Source organism: Mesorhizobium salmacidum (SeqCode), from assembly GCF_037179605.1.
Lineage (GTDB): Bacteria > Pseudomonadota > Alphaproteobacteria > Rhizobiales > Rhizobiaceae > Mesorhizobium > Mesorhizobium salmacidum.
This window is the reverse complement of sequence record NZ_JAPYKS010000001.1, coordinates 462,067-486,247: the sequence shown is the minus strand read 5'-3', so window position 1 is coordinate 486,247 and position 24,181 is coordinate 462,067. Positions and strand designations below refer to the sequence as shown.

General features: G+C 64.6%; 17 protein-coding genes. 10 read left to right on the top strand and 7 right to left on the bottom strand.

Features of this window, described 5'->3' with window-relative positions; translation table 11 throughout:
• Positions 1 to 21: 21 nt before the first annotated feature.
• Together dnaJ and dnaK are read right to left on the bottom strand one after the other, a co-directional pair.
• On the bottom strand, positions 22 to 1,149 hold the full coding sequence (dnaJ, locus tag O7A60_RS02380; protein WP_140715790.1) for a molecular chaperone DnaJ: 1,128 nt from the start codon (positions 1,147 to 1,149) through the stop codon (positions 22 to 24).
• Between the two features lie 220 nt (positions 1,150 to 1,369).
• The gene (dnaK, locus tag O7A60_RS02375) at positions 1,370 to 3,286 is read right to left on the bottom strand and encodes a molecular chaperone DnaK (RefSeq protein ID WP_140506953.1); all 1,917 of its coding nucleotides are present in this window, start codon (positions 3,284 to 3,286) and stop codon (positions 1,370 to 1,372) included.
• Positions 3,287 to 3,775: 489 nt separating this feature from the next.
• Between dnaK and O7A60_RS02370 the strand changes: the two genes are divergently transcribed.
• The 5 genes from O7A60_RS02370 (at position 3,776) to O7A60_RS02350 (ending at position 13,463) form a co-directional block, all read left to right on the top strand.
• Complete coding sequence (locus tag O7A60_RS02370) at positions 3,776 to 5,755, top strand: NHL repeat-containing protein (protein WP_415926794.1); 1,980 nt, start codon at positions 3,776 to 3,778, stop codon at positions 5,753 to 5,755.
• 199 nt (positions 5,756 to 5,954) lie between these two features.
• A complete protein-coding gene (locus O7A60_RS02365; RefSeq protein WP_463146303.1) occupies positions 5,955 to 9,734 on the top strand; it encodes a DUF7929 domain-containing protein in 3,780 nt (1,259 codons plus the stop codon).
• Positions 9,735 to 9,952: 218 nt separating this feature from the next.
• Complete coding sequence (rpe, locus tag O7A60_RS02360; protein WP_337104836.1) at positions 9,953 to 10,630, top strand: ribulose-phosphate 3-epimerase; 678 nt, start codon at positions 9,953 to 9,955, stop codon at positions 10,628 to 10,630.
• A 390-nt stretch (positions 10,631 to 11,020) separates the two neighbouring features.
• The gene (locus tag O7A60_RS02355) at positions 11,021 to 11,767 is read left to right on the top strand and encodes a GntR family transcriptional regulator (protein ID WP_337104889.1); all 747 of its coding nucleotides are present in this window, start codon (positions 11,021 to 11,023) and stop codon (positions 11,765 to 11,767) included.
• A 169-nt stretch (positions 11,768 to 11,936) separates the two neighbouring features.
• Positions 11,937 to 13,463 (top strand): malonate--CoA ligase, encoded by a 1,527-nt coding sequence (locus O7A60_RS02350; RefSeq protein ID WP_337104835.1) that lies wholly within the window; start codon positions 11,937 to 11,939, stop codon positions 13,461 to 13,463.
• Positions 13,464 to 13,500: 37 nt separating this feature from the next.
• Here the strand turns inward: O7A60_RS02350 and O7A60_RS02345 are convergent, their stop codons facing one another.
• Genes O7A60_RS02345 through O7A60_RS02325 form a run of 5 tightly spaced genes read right to left on the bottom strand, consistent with a single transcriptional unit; the run spans position 13,501 to position 18,481 of the window.
• Positions 13,501 to 14,613, bottom strand: a complete 1,113-nt coding sequence (locus tag O7A60_RS02345) for an NAD(P)/FAD-dependent oxidoreductase (RefSeq protein ID WP_337104834.1) — start codon at positions 14,611 to 14,613, stop codon at positions 13,501 to 13,503.
• 10 nt (positions 14,614 to 14,623) lie between these two features.
• Entirely contained in the window at positions 14,624 to 15,796 is a 1,173-nt protein-coding gene (gene nagA / locus O7A60_RS02340) for an N-acetylglucosamine-6-phosphate deacetylase (RefSeq protein ID WP_337104833.1), read from the bottom strand.
• Positions 15,793 to 16,827, bottom strand: coding sequence for an SIS domain-containing protein (locus tag O7A60_RS02335; RefSeq protein ID WP_337104832.1), 1,035 nt, complete (start codon positions 16,825 to 16,827; stop codon positions 15,793 to 15,795). The genes nagA and O7A60_RS02335 overlap by 4 nt, the downstream gene beginning before the upstream one ends.
• The gene (locus O7A60_RS02330; RefSeq protein WP_027142499.1) at positions 16,824 to 17,606 is read right to left on the bottom strand and encodes a GntR family transcriptional regulator; all 783 of its coding nucleotides are present in this window, start codon (positions 17,604 to 17,606) and stop codon (positions 16,824 to 16,826) included. Before O7A60_RS02330 ends, O7A60_RS02335 begins: the two co-directional genes overlap by 4 nt.
• Positions 17,603 to 18,481, bottom strand: coding sequence for a glucosamine kinase nucleotide-binding domain-containing protein (locus O7A60_RS02325; RefSeq protein ID WP_337104831.1), 879 nt, complete (start codon positions 18,479 to 18,481; stop codon positions 17,603 to 17,605). Before O7A60_RS02325 ends, O7A60_RS02330 begins: the two co-directional genes overlap by 4 nt.
• A gap of 199 nt (positions 18,482 to 18,680) precedes the next feature.
• On the opposite strand from O7A60_RS02325, the gene O7A60_RS02320 reads away from it, so the two are divergent.
• From O7A60_RS02320 to O7A60_RS02300, 5 genes are all read left to right on the top strand, one after another.
• Positions 18,681 to 19,595, top strand: a complete 915-nt coding sequence (locus O7A60_RS02320) for an N-acetylmuramic acid 6-phosphate etherase (RefSeq protein WP_337104830.1) — start codon at positions 18,681 to 18,683, stop codon at positions 19,593 to 19,595.
• 47 nt (positions 19,596 to 19,642) lie between these two features.
• Positions 19,643 to 20,902, top strand: a complete 1,260-nt coding sequence (locus O7A60_RS02315) for an ABC transporter substrate-binding protein (RefSeq protein ID WP_337104829.1) — start codon at positions 19,643 to 19,645, stop codon at positions 20,900 to 20,902.
• 229 nt (positions 20,903 to 21,131) lie between these two features.
• Positions 21,132 to 22,061, top strand: a complete 930-nt coding sequence (locus tag O7A60_RS02310; RefSeq protein WP_337104828.1) for a carbohydrate ABC transporter permease — start codon at positions 21,132 to 21,134, stop codon at positions 22,059 to 22,061.
• A gap of 220 nt (positions 22,062 to 22,281) precedes the next feature.
• Positions 22,282 to 23,121, top strand: coding sequence for a carbohydrate ABC transporter permease (locus O7A60_RS02305; protein WP_027142496.1), 840 nt, complete (start codon positions 22,282 to 22,284; stop codon positions 23,119 to 23,121).
• On the top strand, positions 23,118 to 24,179 hold the full coding sequence (locus O7A60_RS02300; RefSeq protein WP_337104827.1) for a Gfo/Idh/MocA family protein: 1,062 nt from the start codon (positions 23,118 to 23,120) through the stop codon (positions 24,177 to 24,179). The genes O7A60_RS02305 and O7A60_RS02300 overlap by 4 nt, the downstream gene beginning before the upstream one ends.
• The last annotated feature ends 2 nt before the right edge of the window (positions 24,180 to 24,181 follow it).

Sequence of the window (24,181 nt, the reverse complement as noted above, 5' to 3'; positions counted from 1 at the left end):
TAAGATAGCTCTGGTCGCGTCTCAACGCTCGCCGAAAGATTCGAAAAAGTCCTTCATGCGGGCGAAAAAGCCGCTCGATTGGGGCGAATTGTCCTGCGAGGACAGTTGTTCGAACTCCTCCAGCAATTCGCGCTGGCGGCGCGACAGGTTCTGCGGCGTCTCGACCGCGGTCTGGATGTAGAGGTCGCCGACATTGGGCTGGCGCAACACCGGCATGCCCTTGCCCTTGAGGCGGAACTGGCGTCCGTTCTGCGTGCCTTCGGTCACCTTCACCTTGGTCTGTGTGCCGTCGAGCGTCGTCACCTCGAACGAGCCGCCAAGGGCCGCCGTCGTCATCGAGATCGGCACCTTGCAATAGAGATCGGCGCCGTCACGCTGGAAGAATTCGTGTGGCTTGACGGCCAGGAAGATATAGAGGTCGCCCGACGGCCCGCCGCGCAGCCCGGCCTCGCCCTCATTGGCAAGGCGGATGCGGGTGCCGTCCTCGATGCCGGCCGGGATGTTGACCGACAGCGAGCGTTCCTCGGTGACGCGGCCTTGGCCGGCGCATTTCGGGCACGGATCCTTGATCGTCTGGCCGCGCCCCTGGCATTGCGGGCAGGTCCGCTCGATCGAGAAAAACCCTTGCGTGGCGCGCACCTTGCCGTGGCCGTTGCACATCGAGCAGGTGACCGGCTGGGTGCCGGGCTTCGCGCCGCTGCCCGAGCATTCCGTGCAGGATATCGAAGCCGGCACGCGGATCTGCGCGGTCTTGCCCGCGAAGGCTTCCTCCAGCGAGATTTCCATGTTGTAGCGCAGGTCGGCGCCGCGCTCGCGGCCACCGGAAGAGCGGCGCTGGCGGCCGCCCATCATGTCGCCGAAAATATCCTCGAAGATATCGGCAAAGCCGCCCGCACCAAAGCCCTGCGCGCCATTCATGCCGCCCTGCTCGAAGGCGGCGTGGCCGAAACGGTCATAGGCCGCGCGCTTCTGCGGGTCCTTCAGCGTCTCGTAGGCTTCATTGATTTCCTTGAACTTGTGCTCGCAGGAATGATCGCCGGGATTACGGTCGGGATGGAACTGCATGGCGAGCTTGCGAAAAGCGCTCTTGAGCTCCTTGTCGTCGGCGCCCTTTTGCACGCCCAGCGTTTCGTAGAAATCAGCTTTCATTTTTTCCCGCAGTTCCGGATCAACGTCTTGATGCATGGTGTGCGTCGTTTGCCGGCACGTTGTTCGATTTAGGAGCGGTGCTGCCCGTATGCTAGGGCCGGCGCGAACTTGTCCGTGGTTTTCAGTGATTTTTTCGGCAGCGCGCGCATTTTTTCAGCGAGGGTTGCAAAAAAGCCCGGCCTTGCGCCGGGCTTTTCGCATTATCTTGCCGTCAGACCGTTCAGGCCGACTTCTTCTTGTCGTCGTCCTCGTCGATTTCCTCGAAATCGGCGTCGACCACATCGGAGTCCTTGGCGGCATCCGCCTTGGCATCGGCTTCCGCCGCTTCCTTCTGCGAGGCCTCGTACATGGCCTGGCCAAGCTTCATGGAGGCTTCGGCAAGCACCTGGCTCTTGGCTTCGATGTCGGCCGGATCGTCGCCCTCGGCAGCGGTCTTCAGCGCCGCGATCGCATCGGATATAGCGGTGCGCTCGGCCTCGGAGACCTTGTCGCCATATTCCTTCAGCGACTTCTCCGACGAATGCACCAGGGCTTCGGCCTGGTTGCGGGCCTCGACCACGGCGCGACGCTTCTTGTCGGTGTCGGCGTTGGCCTCGGCGTCCTTGACCATCTTCTCGATGTCGGCGTCCGAAAGACCACCCGACGCCTGGATGCGGATCTGGTGCTCCTTGCCGGTGCCCTTGTCCTTGGCCGAGACATTGACAATGCCGTTGGCGTCGATGTCGAAGGTGACTTCGATCTGCGGCACGCCACGCGGCGCCGGCGGGATGCCGACCAGGTCGAACTGGCCGAGCGCCTTGTTGTCGGCGGCCATTTCACGCTCGCCCTGGAAGACGCGGATGGTCACGGCCGACTGCGAATCCTCGGCCGTCGAGAACACCTGGCTCTTCTTGGTCGGGATCGTCGTGTTGCGTTCGATCAGCCGGGTGAACACGCCGCCCAGCGTCTCGATACCGAGCGACAGCGGGGTCACGTCGAGCAGCAGCACGTCCTTGACGTCGCCCTGCAGCACGCCGGCCTGGATGGCGGCGCCGAGTGCGACGACCTCATCCGGGTTGACGCCCTTGTGCGGCTCCTTGCCGAAGAACTGCTTCACGATCTCCTGGATCTTGGGCATGCGGGTCATGCCGCCGACCAGGACCACTTCGTCGATCTCAGCGGCCTTCAGGCCGGCGTCCTTGAGCGCCGCCTTGCACGGCTCGATGGTGCGCTGGACGAGATCCTCGACCAGGCTTTCGAACTTGGCGCGCGTCAGCTTCAGCGTCAGGTGCTTCGGTCCGGTCGCGTCGGCCGTGATGAAGGGCAGGTTGATTTCGGTCTGCGTCGTCGACGACAGCTCGATCTTGGCCTTCTCGGCCGCCTCCTTGAGGCGCTGCAGGGCGAGCTTGTCGTTCTTCAGGTCTATGCCCTGTTCCTTCTTGAATTCGGCCGCCAGATACTCGACCAGGCGCATGTCGAAATCCTCGCCGCCGAGGAAGGTGTCGCCATTGGTCGACTTCACCTCGAACACGCCGTCGCCGATCTCGAGCACCGAAATGTCGAACGTGCCGCCGCCAAGGTCATAGACGGCAATGGTCTTGCCTTCCTTCTTGTCGAGGCCATAGGCAAGCGCTGCCGCGGTCGGCTCGTTGATGATGCGCAGCACTTCGAGGCCGGCGATCTTGCCGGCGTCCTTGGTCGCCTGACGCTGGGCGTCGTTGAAATAGGCCGGAACGGTGATGACCGCCTTCTCGACCTTCTCGCCGAGATAGGCCTCCGCCGTTTCCTTCATCTTCTGCAGGATCATGGCCGAGATCTGCGAGGGCGACTGCTTCTTGCCGCCGGCCTCGACCCAGGCATCGCCATTGTCGCCCTTGACGATCTTGTAGGGGACGAGCTTCTTGTCCTTCTCCGTCACCGGATCGTCATAGCGGCGGCCGATCAGGCGCTTGACCGCGAAGATGGTGTTTTCAGGATTGGTGACCGCCTGGCGCTTGGCCGGCTGGCCGACGAGACGTTCGCCGTCGCCCGAGATGGCGACAATGGAAGGCGTCGTGCGCGCGCCTTCCGCATTCTCGATTACCTTCGGCTCCTTGCCATCCATGATGGCGATACAGGAGTTGGTGGTGCCGAGATCGATACCGATTACTTTTGCCATTTTTCTAGTCTCTCCGCTAAGCAGGCTCTCAGGACCCGGTAAGGCGTTCCGACGAAAGCCCCTGTTCACAAGAAATCCCGTCCGGCTACCGGTTCTCCGGCGCCGCACGGCTTGGCGCGTATATAAGAACAGGCGGCATCGCGCGCAAGCATTCTGCGCAAGGCTTCCATGAACCTTTCCACCTCCCCCCGCGACTGATGTCCAGGTGCCGCATGGTGCGGCCCCGGAAAGGAAGCCCCCATGACCAGCAACCCAGAGACTCCATGGTCTCCGGGACCAACAGGAGCTCGGCGCGACCACCGCCTTCGGGACGGGGCCGATGCGCTGGGCTTTCCGCTGATTCCGTTGACCCTGCGCAGGAGCAGGCGTATCGTGACTACGAGGAAAGCAGACAATTCGATCAGGGAAGAACGTGCCGGACCACCGCGCCTTGCCCTGATTTGCGCGGCGATGCCGGGTGTTTCTCCCGTGGCTAACGGGGGTAGCTTCATGTCTCGCGTCCAAGGCACGTTTGTGTCTTCTCTCCATTTTGATCTCCATTTTGCCGGCGGCTTGCGACGAGCCGCGCATGCAGGCAGCGGCTTGCTGGTGCTGGCACTTGCCGCCAGCCTGTGGCTTGGAGGCGCCGCCCAGGCGCAGGAAACCCAGATCATTTATCCCGGCTCGATGGCGGTCACCGGCTTTCCCGGCACCATCATCCCGAATTTCGATGAGGGCCTGCCGCCCGGCGTCGATCCGGTCGACGAGACCTTCATCGACACTTCGCGCGCCAGCTTGCGCGTGTTCGATGTTTCGCATCTGGGGGGCCCGGCCTCCGGCCAGCTCGTCTTCACGCCGCCGCCTTTCGAGGTGACATCAGGCCAGATCGGCGAGGTGTTCGGCCTCGCCTACGATGACGGCGTGCGCGGCGGTGTGCCATCGGGCATTCCCAACCTCTATGCCGCCGCCACCTCGCTGCATGGCGTCGAAATCGTCACCCCGGACGCCGACAAGGACGGCAGGCCGGAGCGGCAGCGCCGCGGCACGGCGGGCGCCACTTTCATGGAGGGCCAGTTCGGCACCGAAAACGGCGGCGGACCAGGCACCATCTGGAAGATCGACGGCATCACCGGCCAGGTCGCCAAATTCGCCGACATCGACACCAACAGCGGTCCCGGCATCGGCAACCTCGCCTTCGATCCCGTCCATCGCCAGTTCTTCGCCTCCGACCTCGACACCGGCCTGATCCATCGCATCGACGCCGACGGCGGACCGATCGACACCTTCGACCATGGCGTCGCAGGGCGACCGGCGCATGGGCTGGCTCCCGTCGCCGACGATGGCGCGGTGATGGACATACAAGGCGCCGCCTTCGACACCGAAGACGCCGAGACCTGGGGCTACACCCAGGACGAGCGCCGCGTCTGGGCCGTCTCCTATCACGGCGGCCGGCTCTACTATTCGGTCGGCGAAAAGTCCGAAATCTGGTCGGTGGGCATTGCCCGCGACGGCACCTTCGCCGGCGATCCGCGTTGGGAACTGACGGTCAAGGCCGACAAGGACTACGCCGTCACCGACATCGCCTTCGACAACAGCGGCTTCATGTACCTTGCGCAACGCGGCCCGACCGAAAACCGCTACGACTACAGCCGCTTCGCCGATTCCGGCAAGGGCGAGGTCATCCGCTATTTCAGAGAAAACCCGGACGATCCCACGACGGAATCGCTCTGGGTGGAAGCGCCGCAGGAATATGCGGTCGGCTTCCCGCAAGGCAACAGGCAGTCGGCCGGCGGCCTCGACCTGCAATATGGCTACGACGCCGATGGCAATCTCGACACCTCGGTCTGCACCCAGACCTTGGTCAACACCGGCGACAAATTGCGCGACAACCCCGAGCTTGCCGAAAAGCTCGCTGCCGGCGGGCCGCTTGCCGTCCATGGCGTGCAGATCACGCCCAAGGACCTCGTCAAGCCGGCCAACGTGCCGCCCTTCGGCTCCTGGTTCGTCGATTTCGACGGCTATTTCGAGGATCCTGAAGTGGAAGGCCATGTCGGCGACGTCGCCGTCTGGCGCCCCTGCGAGGGCCGTGCCGGCTATTATGAGGAAATACCGGGCGGCTATGAGCCCCCCTTCTACCCGCCGGACTTCCCACCGCCCGGCAATCTGCCTCCGTGTCTCGATGTTGAGGACGTGCGGTATTTCTGCACGCCGCATGGCCTCGAGGCCGATCTCTATCTCCATGACCATGCCGGCTTCGGCGGCGATTCGATCAAGGCCCAGTCCAGGACGCCAGGCGTCGGGGTGACCTCACCCATGTCGCATGCGCCAGGCAAGCCGTACACGATCGACATCACCGGCCACTATCCGGGCGACAGAGTGGATGTTGGACTTTGCTTCTACAGGAAGTCCGACAAGGACAAGGGTGGCTACTACCCTTGCTGCAAGATGACCTTGCCGCTCCGGACCCCAGCCGTCAGCTGCGAACGTTGAGGAGGCGAAGATGAACAGTCTTGCCCGATCCCCGCTCGCGACCCAAACGCAAAAAACCGTCATGGAGACGATCATGAAACCCCTGTCATATGCCAGGCGCGGTGCGCGCTGGCTGATGGCGGCCGGTATCGCGGTCGCCCTTGCGCCCGCACTGCCGGCATCCGCCGCCCAGACCGTCCAGGCTGTCACCAGCCCAGATGTGCAGCCGTTGCAGCTCGACAATCCGCGCATCATCAATCCGGAGCCCGGACGTGTCGTGCCGTTCTTCACCAAGACCGGCGGCCAGCGCAGCTGCGACTATGTCTTCTACACCTTGACCTTCGGCCTGCGCGGCAATCCGCAGGGCTTTGCCGATCCGGGCCTCGAGGCGGCGCTGAAGAAAGCCCAGCTCGAGTTCAAGGATCAGCTTCCGCACGGTCTTTCCATCGTCAACGTGACGGTCTCCGGCGACGGCACCGATGCATCGGGTGGGCCTTTGCCTGCCGCCGCCATCAGCAATTCGGCCGGACCCAACGATACGGCAACGGTTTCCGATTTCCGGATGTCCGCCAGCGATCTGGATGGCTCAGGGGCACTGAACGAACGCGTCATCACCTTCCGCATCACGGCCAAGATCGACCAGGCCGCGTTTCCAGCGCCGCTCAATGTCGACAATCAGGGCCTGATCAAGGTCACCGGCGGCATCGGCACGGGAACCATCATCCCCTCGCAGGATCCGGGCAAGCCGGACGATGGCAACATCGCGACCGGCGAAAAGACCTCGATCCGGATCGACCTCACCAAATGCGACAAGCAACCTCCGCCCCCAACCGACCATGAGTGCTTCAAGGTCGAGCGCGGCACGGTCGACTGCGTGCCCGGCGGTGGTGCCTTCATCTATCACATGCCTGTCGGCCCGGAGATGGGCGGCAAGTGGGTGCAGGTGTCGACGACCTCATCAGGCATCACCATCATCCCCGACACCCAGAAGGTGCCGGCGGGCGGCGGGGTGCTCGACTGGAAGATCGTCGGCGCGTCACCCGGCGACGTCATCCACCTCATCGTGACCGGCATCGAGACCTATGCCGGACCGAAGGAGGGTTGGGGCCTGTGCTGCACGCAAACCATCGACATCGTCATCCCGCGTGACCAGAGGTGCCCGCCCAGGGACAAGGAGCCGGATCTCAAGGTTGAAAAGCATGCCGACGTCACACGCTGCACCATGGCCGGCGGCTGCGACTTCACCATCCGGGTCACCAATGTCGGCACGGGGCCGTATAACGGCAAGATCGTGCTCGACGAGGTGACGCTGCCGGCCGGCTCGACGCTGAGTTCAGGGCCCAATCCGCCCTGGGCCTGCGCGCCGGGAACCACCCCGATGACGTGCACCTACCCGGTGACCACGCTCAATCCGGGGGCCTTTGTCGACCTCAAGCTCGGCTTCAGGCCGGCCGGAGGCTGGCAAGGCAGCGTGCTGCGCAACTGCGCCACCTATAATTACGGCGCCAGCGGCAAGCCGCTGTTCGGCAGCCAGGCCAATGACCGGGGCTGCGCGTCGATCCCGATCTGCCGCCGCGGCGACCGCAACCCGGATTGCCAGCCGCCGGTCGAAAAGAAGGTCGACCTGATCCTCAAGAAGCGTGCCCGCACCGAAGTCTGCACCGCCGATGGCGTCTGCACCTTCATCATCGACATCATCAACAACGGCACATCGACCTATAACGGACCGCTGACGGTGATCGACAACTACCCAAGCGGCGCGCCGACATCCTCGACCTTCGGGCCGAGCCCGCCCTGGACCTGCGGCCCGAACGGCCCCGGCCAGTTCCGCTGCGACAATGCCGGCATCTCGCTGCCTGCGGGCGCCTCGACGCCGATCTTCGTCAAGGCGGTCGTGCCGGCCAGCTATCGGTCGGACATGGTCGAGAACTGCGCCGAGGTGAGGGCCATCCCCGGTGAGGTCGATCTCACCAACAACAGGGCCTGCGCCAAGGAACGCATCCGCCATCCCAATGGCGGCCAGCCGACCTTGCGGATCACCAAGGTGTGCAACGGCTCGCTGGCTGGTGCGGCGCTGGTTTCCTGCCGCATCACCGTCAGCAGCGTCGGCACGGCTGCCCCCACCGGTCCGGTGCGGGTCAACGATGCCGCCACGCTGGTGTCGGGCGGAGCGCCCGTGCAGATCCAGACCGTCACCCCCGACGGCGCGGAATGGGCGTGCGGGCCGGTCCCGGCCAACACGCTGTCGTGCCAGATTCCCGGCGCCGTCATGACACCCGGAACCTCCAGGCACTTCGACGTGACGGTCTCGGCCAATGGCGAGTTCGAGAACTGCGCGCGCGGCTCCTATGGCCCGGCGCAGGGCGACGACGTCGTCTATCCGATCGGCCAGGCCTGCGCCAAGGGCGGCGGCTCCTCGACCATCCGTGTCGAGAAGACCGGCGACCGCGAATGCAGGCTCGGCCGGCCCTGCTCGTTCGACATCACCATCACAAATGACGGGACGAGCCCCTTCTCGGGTCCGGTCCGCATCGGCGATGCGATCGGCGTGGAGGGGCTTGGCCGACTGGAAGGCGTTGCGATCACCTCGATCGACCCGCCTTTCGGCTGCTCGCCGGAGCCGACGACCTTGCCGGCCTCCTGCATCGCCAACCTGACCCTCGGCGCCGGCGAAAGCCAGTCGCACCGTGTGACAGTGGTCATCCCCGACGACGGGCGTCTTGCCAATCTGCAGGGTAACGTCAATGGCCAGAACTGCGTTGGCGTGCTCTCTCCCGACACACGGGTACAGGGCGGCGCCGACGTCCTGTCCAAGGATGCGCCCAACGTCCAGGGCGATCGCGGCAAGGCCTATGCGTGCCATCCGTTCATCATCACGCATGAGGTGAAGAATGAGTGCTCGCCGGGCTTTGTCATGAACGACGCCGGCCGCTGCGTCTGCCCGGAAGGCACCACCTTCCGCAACGGCCAGTGCACGGGCGGCGGCACCAATGTTCTGCCGTTGCCACCGCCGCCGCGCTGCGTGCTGCTCGAAGGCCAAATCCGCACCGAGGACGGACGTTGCGTCTGCCCACGCGGCACGGAGCTGGAGAACGGAAAATGCGTCAGGACCGACAAGCCCGAGCAGTGCACCATCCGTGGTCAGGTTCACGACGCCGACGGCGACTGTGTCTGCCCGCGCGGCACCGAGGTGCGAGACGGCGCCTGCCGTCAGATCCGGCCAAAACCACAGCAGTGCCGCATCCCTGGCCAGTTCCGCAATGCCGACGGCGATTGTGTCTGCCCGCAAGGCACCGAGGTGCGCAACGGCGCCTGCCGCCCAACTCGGCCGAAGCCCGAGCAGTGCAGCATCCGTGGCCAGGTCCACAATGCGGACGGGGACTGCGTCTGCCCGCAAGGCACCGAGGTGCGCGACGGCGCCTGTCGCCCGGTCAGGCCGAAGCCCGAGCAGTGCAGCATCCGTGGCCAGGTCCACAACGCGGACGGGGACTGCGTCTGCCCGCAAGGGACCGAGGTGCGAGACCGGGCCTGCCGTCCGATCCGGCCGCGGCCTGACCAGTGCACCATTCGTGGCCAGGTCCATGACTCCGATGGCAATTGCGTCTGCCCGAGGGGTACGGAGGTGCAAGGCAATGCCTGCCGGCGCAAGCAGCCTGACATGCAGCAGTGCGACATACGCGGCCAGGTCCACAACAAGCGCGGCGAATGCGTCTGTCCGCGTGGGACCGAGGTGATCGACGGCGCATGCCGCAAGCCCAGGCAAGAGAGCGAATGCGCGCCGGGCTCGCAGATGGTCAACGGCCAGTGCCAGCCGATCTTCAGGCGACACTGCCCGGAGGGTACGATCGGACGGTATCCGAACTGCAGGCCGATGCGCGGGCAGCCGTCGCTGGAAATCGATCCGGGTCGGTTGCTGCAATTGCTGCCGCGGCGCAGGCAGCAGATCGACCAGCAACAGGATCCGGTTCCAAACAGGGTCCTGAAACTCCAGCAGCAGTAACCATCCGCGTGACGCCAAACGAGAACCCGCCGGAGCAATCCGGCGGGTTTTCTTTATGATCAGGGCAGGCGGTGAGCGGCGGCAACAGGATCGGCAACGTCGCGACGTTGCCCCTGCCGGTGGAACCACTATACGTGCGCCCTCGACAAGTCGCCGGGAGCGCTTTAGGCAGTCGATTTGGGTGATCGTACGAAAAGATCGCCGGGAAAGGCCGCGAGATGAGCAAAAAAACCTTGATCGCACCTTCGGTGCTGGCATCGGATTTCTCGAAGCTCGGTGACGAGGTCGAGGCGGTAGCGGCGGCCGGTGCCGACTGGATCCATCTCGACGTGATGGACGGGCATTTCGTGCCGAACATCACCTTCGGCCCGCCTGTCATCAAGGCGATCCGCAACCGCACCAAGGCCTTTTTCGACTGCCACCTGATGATCGCGCCCGCCGATCCCTATCTCGCCGCCTTCGCCGAGGCCGGCTGCGACGGCATGACGGTGCATGCCGAGGCCGGACCGCATCTCGACCGCTCGCTGCAGACCATCAGGAATCTCGGCAAGAAGGCCGGCGTCTCGCTCAATCCGGCGACGCCGGAAAGCGCCGTCGAATATGTGCTCGACCGGCTCGACCTGATCCTGATCATGACCGTCAATCCGGGTTTCGGCGGGCAGGCCTTCATCCCGGCGATGGTCGACAAGGTGAAAAGGGTCAAGGCATTGATCGGCGACCGGCCGATCCGCATCGAGATCGACGGCGGCGTCTCGTCGGAAACCGCGCCGCTGGTCACATCTGCCGGCGCCGACGTGCTGGTGGCCGGTGCCGCCATCTTCAGGGGCGGCGGCGTCGAAGCGTACCGCGCCAACATCGAGGCGATCAGGACCGCGGCCGACAAGGCCGCCGGCTAACGCAGCCGATCGACCGGTTTTCAATTTCGGTCGGCCAAGAACGTGGTGCCGAGAGTGGCCCCTCAGCGTCCGGGCCGGATCAAATCCGTGCAGAAGGCCTGATTCGACCAAACCGCGACTGTCTTTGCGCGCGGCAGAAAAGATGCTCGCATGGGGACACAGGAAACAGATGGCCATGCGTGCATACAAAACGCTTTAAGGTTCTGCTGGTTGTAGAGATATTCGAATTCCCGCGATCGGCGCGCCGATTGGGTATATTTCTTTGTTCTAAAGTACAATAGCGCGATCTTCTGCTTGAGCGGCGGAAGCGTGGCGCTGTATGGTACATGTACAGAGGGGAATTTTCTGACTCGAATTGCCCAACACGACAGTTGGGGACAAGGAGTCGCTTTGACATATGGAGCTGCCAATCTGAACGACGACGGCACGGGCGCCAAGAGTACGCTTGCCAGCACGGTCTATCATCAATTGCGTGATGATCTTCTCGGCGGCGCTCTGGAAGCCGAAAGCAAGCTGCGCGTCGAGTGGGTCGTTTCCAAATATGGCGCCGGTGCCTCTCCGGTTCGCGAAGCTCTCAATCGTCTTGCCTCGGAAGGCCTCCTCGGCCGCCATGACCAGCGTGGCTTCTTCATCATGCCGGTCAGTGCGGCCGAACTCGAGGAGCTGACGCGCACCCGCTGCTGGCTCGAGGAGCGGGCATTGCGCGAATCGATCGCCCACCGCACCGCCGAATGGGAAGAACAATTGGTGCTGGCGCTGCATCGCCTGGGGCGCGCCTCACGGCTTTCGCCGCAAAGTACCTCGTCGCTCAATCCGGACTGGGAGAAATTGCATCGCACTTTCCATCGGGTGCTGATCTCGGCCTGCCGGTCGCACTGGCTGGTGGGCTTCTGCGACCAGCTGTCCGATCACGCCTACCGCTATCGCCAGATGGCCAATGACGGCGAGAGCATCCAGCGCGACGATTTCGCCGAACACCGACTAATTGCCGAAAATGCGCTGGACGGAAACGCGGATGGCGCCGTCCAGGCCCTGATCGCTCACTACGAACTGACCGCCGCCATGTGCATGGAACGCTTCAAGCAAGGCGAGGCACCACAGGTCGCCGCCGGTCCGGGCCAGCGCGCCCACCGTTGACGGCTGCGCTCTCTGCTGTCGCATCCCTCGAATCTTTTCGGTAGACGCCGGGCAGCCGTTTGCGGCCTTGACGGCCGGACCGAGAAACGCGAACGCTTCGCCGCGTGCCGACCCATCGCCGGCGTCGACATTGCCGACACCCTCAATTGCCGTCATCCAGGAAGATTTCATGAGCAATCATCTGTTCGATGCGTTCCGGTCCCGGATGCCGGCGCCTGGTCATCTGTTGATGGAAACCGATGATGGGCGCTCGTTCACCTATGGCGACATGCTGGCAAGGTCGGCGCAGTTCGCGCATGCGCTTCTGCAAATGGATGTCGCGCCCGGCGACCGGGTCGCCGTGCAGGTCGAGAAGAGCCCGGAGATGGTTTTGCTCTACCTCGCCTGCGTGCGCGCGGGCGCCGTCTTCCTGCCGCTCAACACCGCCTATACGCTGGCCGAGCTCGGCTATTTCTTCGACGATGCGGCACCCCGGGTCATCGTCTGCGATCCGGCACGGTCGGCGGATATCCGTGGGATGGTCGAGCCGTCCGGTGCCGTGGTGGTCACGCTCGACCGCAATGGCCGGGGATCCCTTGCGGGCCAGGCGTCGCGCCAGTCCTCCGATTTCCACGATGTCGAGCGCGGCGGCGACGACCTTGCGGCGATCCTCTACACGTCGGGAACGACCGGCCGCTCGAAAGGCGCCATGCTCAGCCACGAGAACCTCGCCTCGAACGCGCGGGTCCTAGTCGAGCAATGGCGCTTCACCAGGGATGACGTGCTGATCCACGCGCTGCCGATCTTCCACACGCACGGCCTGTTCGTCGCCACCAATGTCGTCCTGATGGCCGGCGCCTCGATGCTGTTCGAGCAGAAATTCGATGCGGGTCGCGTCGTCTCGCTGCTGCCGCGCGCCACCGCGCTGATGGGCGTACCGACCTTCTACACCAGGCTGCTGCAACAGGAGGGGCTGGATCGCAAGGTGGCGAAAAACATCCGGCTGTTCGTATCCGGTTCCGCGCCGCTGCTGGCCGAAACGCACAAGGCCTGGAGCGAGCGTACCGGCCACGCCATCCTCGAGCGCTATGGTATGACCGAGACCAACATGAACACTTCCAACCCCTATGAGGGCGAGCGGCGCGCCGGCACGGTCGGCTTCCCCTTGCCTGGCGTATCGCTGCGCATCGCCGATCCCGATTCCGGCAAGCCTCTTGGCCAGGGCGAGGTCGGCATGATCGAGGTCAAGGGTCCCAACGTGTTCGGCGGCTACTGGCGCATGCCGGAAAAGACCAAGGCGGAATTCCGCGCCGACGGCTTCTTCATCACCGGCGATCTCGGCATGATCGATGCCGACGGCTATGTCCACATCGTCGGTCGCGGCAAGGACTTGATTATTTCAGGCGGTTACAACGTCTATCCGAAGGAGCTCGAAAGCGAGATCGACGCGCTCGACGGCGTCCTGGAGAGCGCCGTCATTGGCCTTGCCCATCCGGACTTCGGCGAAGGCGTCACAGCTGTCGTCGTGCGCTCGCCCGCGTCGCGGATCACCGCGGCCGAAATCCTCGACGCCATCACCGGCCGTATGGCGAAGTACAAGCACCCGAAACGGGTGATCTTCGTCGACGAACTGCCGCGCAACACGATGGGCAAGGTGCAGAAGAACTTGCTTCGCGACAGCTACAAGGATCTCTACGCCTCAACCAAAGTCGGCTAAGCAGATATCCCGCTCCGGCCCGGCGCGACGTGCCGGTTCAGGTCGGGTACAAAAGTTCGACGACATGGTCGGCGATCGCCAGGCTCGCCGTCAGGCCGGGGCTCTCGATGCCGAACAGATTGACGATCTGGCTCGCGCCATGATCGGCTGGACCCTGGATCATGAAATCGGCTGAAGCTTGACCCGGGCCGGACAGCTTCGGCCTGATGCCGGCATAGGCCGGCTGCAGCGCGTCACCCGCAAGATCAGGCCAATAGCGGCGGATCGCCTCGTAGAAGACAGCGCTTCGGCCGGGTTCGACCGTGTAATCCACGCTGTCGATCCATTCGACGTCGGGGCCAAAGCGCGCATTGCCGGCGAGGTCGAGCGTCAGGTGGATGCCGAGGCCGCCTTCGACCGGAACCGGATAGATCAGGCGCGAAAACGGCGACCGCCCCGGAAGCGCGAAATAATTGCCGCGCGCCAGCCACTGCCGGGGGACGAGCCCCCTTGGGAAACCGTCGATCCGGCTGGCCACCGCCTGCGCGTCGAGGCCCGTGGCGTTGACGAAAGCGCCGGCCTCCAAGGCGAAGGTCTCGCCATTGGCATCGCGCGTGTCGATCCGGATCGCGTCGGCTTCGATCGCCGCTCCGGCAACGCAAGTGAGGAACGCGAAGGACGCGCCGGCCACTTCGGCGTCGCCGCGCAGCGACAACATCAGCGCATGGCTGTCTATGATGCCGGTCGATGGCGACAGCAACGCGGAGGCACAGCTCAGCGCCGGTTCCAGGCGCTCGGCCTCGCCAGGTGTCAAAAGCTCGAGATCGTCGACCCCGCAGCGTTTCGCATTGGTCTCGATCGCCCGCAACCCGCCCGCCTGGCCGGGCTCGCTGGCGACGATCAGCTTGCCGGCGCGGCGATGGCCGATATTGTGTTCGGCGCAGTAGGCGTAGAGAAGCCGGCGGCCTTCGACGCAGAGCCGGGCCTTGAGGCTGCCAGGCGCATAATAGAGCCCGGCATGGATGACTTCCGAATTGCGTGAACTGGTGACCGTACCGATCGCGTCGGCCTTTTCGATCACCACCACCTCGCGGCCCGACAAGGCAAGCGCCCTGGCAATGGCCAGCCCGACGACGCCTGCTCCGGCGACGACACAATCGATTGTCCGCATGGCCTCGCTCTCAGCGGGGAGCGACAGCCTCGAACACCTTGTCGCCGCCGATCCAGACGCTTCCTATGCCAAGATCGTCCGACAGCGCAACGATGTCCGCCGCCGTGCCATTGGCGAAGCGGCCAAGCCGGTGCGACTGGCCGATTGCCTGCGCCGGATAGAGCGAGGCCATGCGCAGGGCTTCGGACAGCTCGAGCCCAACGGTGCGGTGCATGAACCGGATTGCAGAGATCATGTCGAGGTCGGCGCCAGCCAGCGTGCCGTCGGCAAGCCTGAGGCTCCCGTCCTTGCGGTAGATGGTGCGGCCGTTGAGCGTGAACGAGCTCATATCGGTGCCGATGGTCGCCATCGCGTCGGTGACCAGCACGATCCTGCCCGGTCCCCGCTTGGCATTGAGCGCGATCCTGATCGTGGCCGGATGGACATGGATGCCGTCGGCGATCAGGCCGGCCGACAAGGTACCAATGTCGATGGCCGCGCCCGCCAGTCCGGGCTCGCGATTGCCGATCTGGCTCATCGCGTTGAAGAGGTGGGTAACGACGCTGGCGCCGGCCTCGGCGAAGGCTTTTGCCGTGGCATGGCCCGTGTCCGAATGGCCGAGGCTGACGATGATCCCGGCCTTGGCCAACGCCCTGACGCGGGCCGCGTCGACGGATTCCGGCGCGATCGTGGTCAGCAGCACCGGCAACTTGTCGCGTGCCGCGATCAGCATGGCCTGGTCGGCGTCCGTCATCGGCCGGATCAGCGCCGGATCGTGCGCGCCCTTACGGGCGATCGACAGATGCGGACCTTCCAGATGCAGGCCGAGAAAACCCGGCACTTTCTGCAGCGCTGCCGCTTCGCCGGCGGCGATCGCGGCGGCGGTGATTGCGGGCGTGTCGGTGATCAGCGTCGGCAGCAGCGCCGTCGTGCCGAACGGCGCGTGCGCGCGGCAGATGGTTTCGATCGAGGCGACGTCGGGATGGTCGTTGAGCATCACCCCGCCGCCGCCATTGACCTGGATATCGACAAAGCCCGGGACCAGCATGCCGCCACCGGTGTCGATGGCGCGGATATCCCCGGGAAGCGCGGCTTGCGGCAGCATGGCTTCGACGAGGCCGTCGCGCACGACAAGTGCTGCGCCTTCATGCCAGTCGTCGCCGTCGAAAATACGGGCGCCGGTCAGGGCAAAACGATCGCTCATACGGTCTCCGTCACCTTGCGAAGGTTGCGTGGTGCGTCCGGATCGAGGCCGCGATGCCGGGCAAAGGCCTCGACGAACATGTAGAAGGAGACGATCAGCGTCAGCGGATCGGTCAGCGGGTGACCGGTGGCGACATGCGGCAGGCGCGTGGCACGATTGGCGAGTGCCGAGGTGACGAACACCGGCGCGCCCTTGGCCGCCAGGCTGTCGGCGGCTTCGGCGACGGAGGGCTCGGAGGCGTCGCGCGCGGCCAGCGCCAGCACCGGAAAGTCGGGGCCGATCAGCGCCAGCGGGCCGTGCATGACTTCGGCCGCGCTGTAGGCCTCGGCATGCATGCCGCAGGTCTCCTTGAACTTCAGCGCCGCTTCGTTGGCCATTGCCGCCGACGGCCCTCGGCCAAGGATGAACAGCGACTTCTGCTTCTCGATCGTTTCGGCCAGCACGCTCATCCAGTCGCAGGCGATCGCCTTGCCGAAATGCTCGGGCAGGCGGGCCAGTGCCGCGAGAAGCGCTTCGTCGCCGGTCGAATGCGCCATCAGGGCGAGCCCAGCAACGGCGGAGTTGATGAAGGTTTTGGTTGCCGCGACGCTGCGCTCGGGGCCGGCCAGGATGTCGATGGCGAAATCCGAGACCCGTGCGAGCGGCGAATCGGCGGTGTTGGTTACGGCGATGGTCAGCGCGCCGCCGGCCCGGGCGGTTTCGGCCATGGCGACGATGTCGGGGCTCTTGCCCGACTGCGAGATCGCCAGGCAGGCCGAGCCGCCGAGCCGCAGCTTGCGGCCATAGATCGAGGCGATGGAGGGGCCGACCGAGGCGACGGCAAGTCCCGCGGTCAGCTCGACGGCATATTTCATGAAGGTGGCGGCATGGTCGGACGAGCCGCGCGCCACGGTGACGACGAAATGCGGGTCGCGTTCCCTGATGCCGCGCCCGGCTTCGGCCAGCACCGCTCCCGAGCCGTCGAGCAGGCGGGCGACGGCCTGCGGGATCTCCTCGATCTCGCGCTGCATATGAGTGGTGTTGGCAATCATGGTCGGCCCTCTTCGCTTGGCCCTGTCAGCCGCAGTTCGGCGACGAAATCATAGGCGTCGCCTCGGTAGATGGAGCGGGTGAACTCGATCACCTTGCCGCTCGCCAGATAAGAAATACGCTCGATGTGCAGGCCGGCAATGCCTGGCGGCACTTCGAGCAGGCGCGCGTCGCCATCGCCGAGATTGGCGGCGGAGATGCGCTGCACGGCGCGCACCGGCCGGTTGCCGGTCAGTTCCAGTGCCGCGTAGAGCGAGGAGCCAATGCCGGCCGGGTCGGGCAGCACGCTGGCCGACAGCGAGGCGCGTTCGATCGCCAGCGGCGTGTCGTTGGCGATGCGCAGGCGCGCCACGCGCGCCACCAGTTCGTTCGACGACAGGCCGAGCACCATCATCTCGTCGGGCGACGGCGCGTAGAGGCCGCGGTCGAGCCAAGCCGAGCGCACGGCCATGCCGCGCCGCGCCATGTCCTCGGTGAAGGAGGTCAGCCGCGACAGCGATTGTTCGACGCGTTCCATGCGCGGCGCCACGAAGGTGCCGGAGCCGTGCCGCTGCACCAATATGCCGCCCTTGACCAGGTCCTGCACCGCCTTGCGCACGGTGACGCGCGAAATGTCGGCCTTGGTGGCGATGTCGCGCTCGGAAGGCAGCGCGTCGCCCGGGCCGATCAGGCCACGATTGACGGCGTCCTCGATGCTTTTGCGCAGCTGCAGATAAAGCGGCGCACCGCTTTGCGAGGATTGTTTGAGCGCGGCGAAGATCTGGTCGGCGGCATCGCTCATCGTGTGGCCTCCGGCCTGGCGAACAGACGCGCCGCCATCTGCACCGCGCCGCCAAGCGCGTCGTCGAGCGGTTCCTTCAGCAGGGCACGGTAGCGCGCCGACAGGCGCGGCGCATAGAGCGGCGCCAGCCCGCCGAGCAGGCAGAGCGGCGCTCCGGCCGCGAGGTCGAGCGCGCCGAGCGAGGCCTCGACATCGGCGACCGCTCTGTCGAGGATCCAGTTGGCGACGATGTCGCCTTTTTGCGCGTGTTCGAACACTTTCGGCGCGAAGCCGCCGAAATCGCCTGGTTTGGCGTTGGTGGTGAATTCGACCACGTCCTCGGGATTGTTGCGGAAAACGGCCATCATGCTGTCGGTCAGCGGCGAGGCCTGGCGCACGCCGTCATGCGCGAGCAATGTCTGTTCCAGTAGGTCGCGGCCGATGCGGGCGCCGCTGCCCTGGTCGCCGACCTGGAACCCCCAGCCGCCGATGGCGCGCGATTTGCCATCCTTGCGCGCCATATAGGCTGTGCCGGTGCCAAGAATCGCCATCGCGCCGTCACCGGAACCGACCGCGCCTTCGAGCGCGATTTCGGCATCGGTCTCGACACGGCTGGTGCTGAACGGCAGGATCGCCTCGAGCTGCTGCCGGTAGGTGCCGACATTGGCGCCGGCAAGCCCGAGAATGGCCGGTGTTTGCGGGATTAGCTCGGGATCTTGCCCGGCGGCGATGAAAGCCTGCCGCGCCGCATCGACGATGTTCGAGCGGGCGCCGGTGAGGTCGGTGCGGATGTTGGCGGCGCCGCTTTTGGCGCGGCCGACGACAACGCCGTCCACTGTAGCCAGCGCGGCCCTGCAGCTGGTGCCGCCGCCATCGATTCCGAGCACGAATTTCACGCGATTTCTCCTCCGGGCGAATAATACCAATAAAATACCAATAGCCAAGGGTTAATTTCCGTTTCAAAAAGATTACGCCGCAGTTCATTGAGAAAACTGGGCAATTCGTCGGCTCAGTGATTTCCCGTCCACGAATTCGTTAATGCGTGTGGACAAGTGGTATTTTTTTGGTATTGTTTTGTGGATTGGAGGAACTGGGATGGTCGAAACGCGCACCGAAGCGCTGCATGGGAATGCCGAGGGGCTGGATATCCAGGCTCCCGAAGCGATCCTCCGCTCGCTGGCCGATGCGCAGGTCGAGGCCGCGAAGGCCGTCCGCAATGCCATTCCCTCTATCGCCAGGGCAGCCGAGATCATTGCCGGCTGCCTGAGCAGCGGCGGCAAGCTTGCCTATGCCGCGGCCGGCAGTTCCGGCCTGATGGCGCTGGCCGATGCCCTGGAACTGCCCGGCACGTTCGGCATCCAGCGCGACCGCATCGCCATCCTGATCGCCGGCGGCGACGAAGCCTTCAGGACGCTGGCCGGCGGGCCCGAGGATGATACCGAGGAGGCCTCGACCGCGGTCGCCAATGCCGGCGTCGGCGCGGGCGATTGCCTGATCGCTCTTTCCGCCAGCGGCACGACGCCCTATGCGGTGCGCGCCATCGAGGACGCGCGGCGCCGGGGTGCCGCCACCATCGGCATCGCCAACAACAGGGACTCGGCTCTGCTCCGGCAAGCCGACACCGCCATCCTGCTCGAAACACCGCCGGAAGTCATCGCCGGCTCGACCCGCATGGGCGCCGGCACGGCGCAGAAAATCGCACTCAACATGCTGTCGACGCTGACCGCCATTCATCTTGGTCATGTCCATGACGGCTACATGGTCAACCTCATGGCCGACAATATGAAGCTGCGCGACCGCGCGGCGCGCATCGTTGCCGCTGTCACCGGCCGCGGGCACGAAGAGGCCGCTAGCCTGCTCGAAAAGAGCGGCGGCGCGGTCAAGACCGCCATTCTGCTCGCCGCCGGCGCCGACAGCGCCGACGCGGCGCAGAAGATACTGGAACGGACAGGCCATAAGCTGCGGCCAGCCCTTTCCGCGATCGAGGGGAACAAGGGCTCCAAAGCCTAGGTTCTCATCAAAACCGAACCTGAAAAAGGTCAACAGGGAGACTGAGCATGACAACGAAACTACTGACGGCACTGCTTTTGGGCACCAGCATTCTCGGCTCGGCCGGATTGGCTCACGCCGAGGACGTAACGCTCAACATCGAAAGCTGGCGCGGCGACGACCTTGCCATCTGGAAGGACAAGCTGATCCCGGCCTTCGAAGCCAAGAACCCCGGCATCAAGGTGGTGTTCGCCCCCTCGGCTCCGACCGAATATGACGCCGCGCTCGGCGCCAAGCTCGCCGCCGGTTCGGCGGGCGACCTGATCACCTGCCGCCCGTTCGACAAGTCGCTCGAACTGTTCAAGAAGGGCAACCTTGCCGATCTCTCCGCACTGCCCGGCATGGAAAACTTCTCGCCCGTCGCCAAGTCCGCCTGGCAGACCGATGACGGCAAGGCGAGCTTCTGCGTGCCGATGGCATCCGTCATCCACGGCTTCATTTACAACAAGGACGCCTTCGACAAGCTCGGCATCAAGGTGCCTCAGACCCGCGATGAGTTCTTCGCCGCGCTCGACAAGATCAAGGCCGACGGCACCTATATCCCGATGGCGATGGGCACCAAGGACCTCTGGGAAGCCGCGACCATGGGCTACCAGAACATCGGCCCCAACTACTGGAAGGGCGAGGACGGCCGCAAGGCGCTGATCAAGGGCGATCAGAAGCTGACCGACAAGGATTGGGTCGCTCCCTACGAGGAACTGGCCAAGTGGAAGCCATATCTCGGCGACGGCTTCGAAGCCCAAACCTATCCGGACAGCCAGAACCTGTTCACGCTCGGCCGCGCCGCCATCTACCCGGCCGGCTCGTGGGAAATCGGCCTGTTCAACACGCAGGCCCAGTTCAAGATGGGCGCCTTCCCGCCGCCGGTCGAGAAGGCAGGCGACACCTGCTACATCTCCGACCATACCGATATCGGCATGGGCCTGAACGCAGCCTCCAAGCATGCGGACGCGGCCAAGACCTTCCTGTCCTGGGTGGCCTCGCCTGATTTCGCCACCATCTACGCCAACGCGCTGCCGGGCTTCTTCAGCCTGAACTCCGCACCGGTGAAGATGCAGGACCCGCTGGCGCAGGAATTCGTCTCCTGGCGCGGCAAGTGCAAGTCGACGATTCGCTCGACTTACCAGATCCTGTCGCGCGGCACGCCGAACCTCGAAAACGAGACCTGGGTTGAATCGGCCAACGTCATCAACGGCACCGATACGCCCGAAGCCGCGGCCAAGAAGCTGCAGACCGGCCTCGACAGCTGGTACAAGCCGGCGAAGTAAGAGCCCAGCAACGGAGCCGGCTGGGCGCATGTCCGGCCGGTTCCGGATTATCCTGTTTCATATTGCGATTGTCGGCTCTGCCTCACGGCTTTACCCTGCTCTTGTCGGGGAAGGCTAGCTGATCAGTCGCAGGCCTTTGTCTTGCCGCGCCGGGCAAGGTTGGGCCATGCATCGAGGCATCATCTAGCATCACATCGTCTGGAACCGAGAGACGGCGGGGACCGAACTCATGGCCGCACAAACACGACCGAAAAGACCGTTCCGCTGGCATATCGCCGTCTTCCTGGCGCCGGCGGTGCTGGTCTATACGGCGATCATGATCCTGCCGCTGGCCGGCACGCTGCAGCTTTCGCTGTTCCGCAACGTCGACCAATCCCAGGTCTTCGTCGGCCTGGACAATTTCCGCGCCCTGTTCGGCGACCCCAACTGGTCGGTGAATTTCTGGAACGCGCTGCGCAACAATGTCTGGTTCTTCATCATCCACATGCTGGTGCAGAACCCGGTCGGCGTGCTTTTGGCCGCCATCCTGTCCAGCCCGAAGCTGCGGTTCTCGGCCTTCTACCGCACGGCGATCTTCGTGCCGACCATCCTGTCCTTCGTCATCGTCGGCTTCGCCTGGAAGCTGATCCTGTCGCCGCTGTGGGGGGTGGCGCCGCATCTGCTCGACTTCGTCGGCCTGAAAAGCCTGTTCACGCCGTGGCTCGGCAAGGAGCAATACGCGCTGACCGCGCTCAGCCTGATCTCGGTGTGGCAGTTCATCGGCATTCCGATGATGCTGATCTATGCCGCGCTGCTGTCGATCCCCGAAGAGGTGATCGAAGCGGCCGAATGCGATGGCATCACCGGCCTGTCGCAGTTCTGGAAGATCAAGCTGCCGCTGATCCTGCCGTCGATCGGCATCATCTCGATCCTCACCTTCGTCGGCAATTTCAACGCCTTCGACCTGATCTACACCGCACAGGGCGCGCTCGCCGGGCCGAACTATTCGACCGATATTCTCGGCACCTTCCTCTACCGCGCCTTCTTCGGCTTCCAGCTGCAGGTCGGCGACCCCAACATGGGCGCGACCATCGCCACGATCATGTTCCTGATCATCCTCGGCGGTGTCTGCGTCTACCTCTTCCTCATCCAGACGCGCCTGCGTCGCTACCAGTTCTGAGGGCGGAGATGTCACGGCTGAACACCCCCCTCTGGCCTGCCGGCCATCTCCCCCTCAGGGGGGGAGATCAGATGTCACTACTGCTTTCGCCAATCGCCAACGTTGCAAAGTGGGCGGCAAGGCCAACGCTGCCGATCTCCCCCCTTGAGGGGGAGATGGCCGGCAGGCCAGAGGGGGGCGCCTTGGAACCAGCCTCTCTGTGCGCTTGGGAGTTTTTCCAATGAGCATCGCCACCCGATCACTGCCCCGCACCATTGGCGCTCACGCGATTCTGCTGACCTACACGGCGATCGCGCTTTTCCCGGTGGTTCTGGTCATCATGAATTCGTTCAAGTCGCGCGCCGGCATCTTCGGCGCGCCGCTGACGCCGCCGACGCCGAAAACCTTCGACATGATCGGCTACACCACCGTGATCGGCCAGGGTGACTTCATCCACTATTTCCAGAACAGCCTCGTCGTCACCGTCGGCTCACTGTTCTTCGTGCTTCTGTTCGGCGCCATGGCGGCGTTCGCGCTGTCGGAGTACCGCTTTCGCGGCAACACGCTGATGGGGCTGTACCTGGCGCTCGGCATCATGATCCCGATCCGCCTCGCCACCGTCGCCATCCTGCAATTGATGGTGGCGAGCGGGCTGGTCAACACGCTGACGGCGCTGATCCTGGTCTACACCGCGCAAGGCCTGCCGCTGGCCGTCTTCATCCTGTCCGAATTCATGAAGCAGGTCTCCGACGACCTGAAGAATGCCGGCCGCATCGACGGCCTGTCGGAATACACCATCTTCTTCCGCTTGGTGGTGCCGCTGGTGCGGCCGTCGATGGCGACCGTCGCCGTCTTCACCATGATCCCGATCTGGAACGATCTGTGGTTCCCGCTGATCCTGGCGCCGTCGGAAGAGACCAAGACGGTGACGCTCGGCGCCCAGCTTTTCCTCGGCCAGTTCGTCACCAACTGGAACGCCATCCTGGCCGCGCTCTCGCTGGCGATCCTGCCGGTGCTGATCCTCTACGTCATCTTCTCGCGGCAACTGATCCGCGGCATTACCTCCGGAGCCGTCAAGTGAGTTCGCAAAAACCCCTCCGTGTCGTCGTCGCCGGCCTCGGCAATATGGGCCGCAGCCATGCGCTGGCCTATCACACCAATCCGGGTTTTCAGATCGCGGCGCTGGTCAACCGCTCCGACGTGCCGTTGCCTGACGGGCTGTCCGGCTATGGCATCAGGCGCTCCTTCGACGACGCGCTGCGCGAGGAAAAACCCGACGTCGCTTGCGTCGCCACCTATTCCGACAGCCACGCCGATTATGCGGTGAAAGCGTTCGAGGCCGGCTGCCATGTCTTCGTCGAAAAGCCTCTGGCAACGACGGTTGCGGACGCCAAGCGCGTGGTCGCCGCCGCCAAAGCCAACGGCCGAAAACTGGTGATCGGCTATATCCTGCGCCATCACCCGTCCTGGATCCGATTGATCGCCGAGGCGCGCAAACTCGGCGGTCCCTACGTCTTCCGCATGAACCTCAACCAGCAATCCTCGGGGCATACCTGGGAGACGCACAAGCAGTTGATGCGGACGACATCGCCGATCGTCGATTGCGGCGTGCACTATCTCGACGTCATGCTGCAGATCACCGACGCGAAACCAGTCGAGGTGCGCGGCATGGGGGTGCGGCTGACCGAGGAGGTGGCGCCCTCCATGTACAACTACGGCCATCTGCAGGTGCTGTTCGATGACGGCTCGGTCGGCTGGTACGAGGCCGGCTGGGGTCCAATGATTTCCGAGACGGCCTTCTTCGTGAAGGATGTCATGTCGCCCAAGGGCTGCGTGTCGATTGTCATGAAGGAGGGCGTGAGGTCCGACGATATCGACACCCACACCAAGACTTCGACCATCCGTCTGCACAGCGCCGCGACCGGGCCGGAAGGCAAATTCGCCAGGCCGGACGAGATGCTGTCGATGGAAGGCGAACCCGGTCATCAGGATCTCTGCGATCTCGAACAGGCTTTTGTCCTCAAGGCAATCCGCGAGGACATCGATCTCACCAGACACATGGACGACGCGGTGCGGTCGCTCGCCGTCTGCCTTGCCGCCGACGAGAGCGTGCGCAGCGGCAAGGCGGTGCGACTGTGACT

Bases quoted from the DNA above. Each gene is read 5' to 3' on its own strand.
- dnaJ (WP_140715790.1), bottom strand. From the start codon at position 1,149: ATGAAAGCTGATTTCTACGAAACGCTGGGCGTGCAAAAGGGCGCCGAC.
- dnaK (WP_140506953.1), bottom strand. From the start codon at position 3,286: ATGGCAAAAGTAATCGGTATCGATCTCGGCACCACCAACTCCTGTATC.
- O7A60_RS02370 (WP_415926794.1), top strand. From the start codon at position 3,776: ATGTCTCGCGTCCAAGGCACGTTTGTGTCTTCTCTCCATTTTGATCTC.
- rpe (WP_337104836.1), top strand. From the start codon at position 9,953: ATGAGCAAAAAAACCTTGATCGCACCTTCGGTGCTGGCATCGGATTTC.
- O7A60_RS02350 (WP_337104835.1), top strand. From the start codon at position 11,937: ATGAGCAATCATCTGTTCGATGCGTTCCGGTCCCGGATGCCGGCGCCT.
- O7A60_RS02345 (WP_337104834.1), bottom strand. From the start codon at position 14,613: ATGCGGACAATCGATTGTGTCGTCGCCGGAGCAGGCGTCGTCGGGCTG.
- nagA (WP_337104833.1), bottom strand. From the start codon at position 15,796: ATGAGCGATCGTTTTGCCCTGACCGGCGCCCGTATTTTCGACGGCGAC.
- O7A60_RS02335 (WP_337104832.1), bottom strand. From the start codon at position 16,827: ATGATTGCCAACACCACTCATATGCAGCGCGAGATCGAGGAGATCCCG.
- O7A60_RS02330 (WP_027142499.1), bottom strand. From the start codon at position 17,606: ATGAGCGATGCCGCCGACCAGATCTTCGCCGCGCTCAAACAATCCTCG.
- O7A60_RS02320 (WP_337104830.1), top strand. From the start codon at position 18,681: ATGGTCGAAACGCGCACCGAAGCGCTGCATGGGAATGCCGAGGGGCTG.
- O7A60_RS02315 (WP_337104829.1), top strand. From the start codon at position 19,643: ATGACAACGAAACTACTGACGGCACTGCTTTTGGGCACCAGCATTCTC.
- O7A60_RS02310 (WP_337104828.1), top strand. From the start codon at position 21,132: ATGGCCGCACAAACACGACCGAAAAGACCGTTCCGCTGGCATATCGCC.
- O7A60_RS02305 (WP_027142496.1), top strand. From the start codon at position 22,282: ATGAGCATCGCCACCCGATCACTGCCCCGCACCATTGGCGCTCACGCG.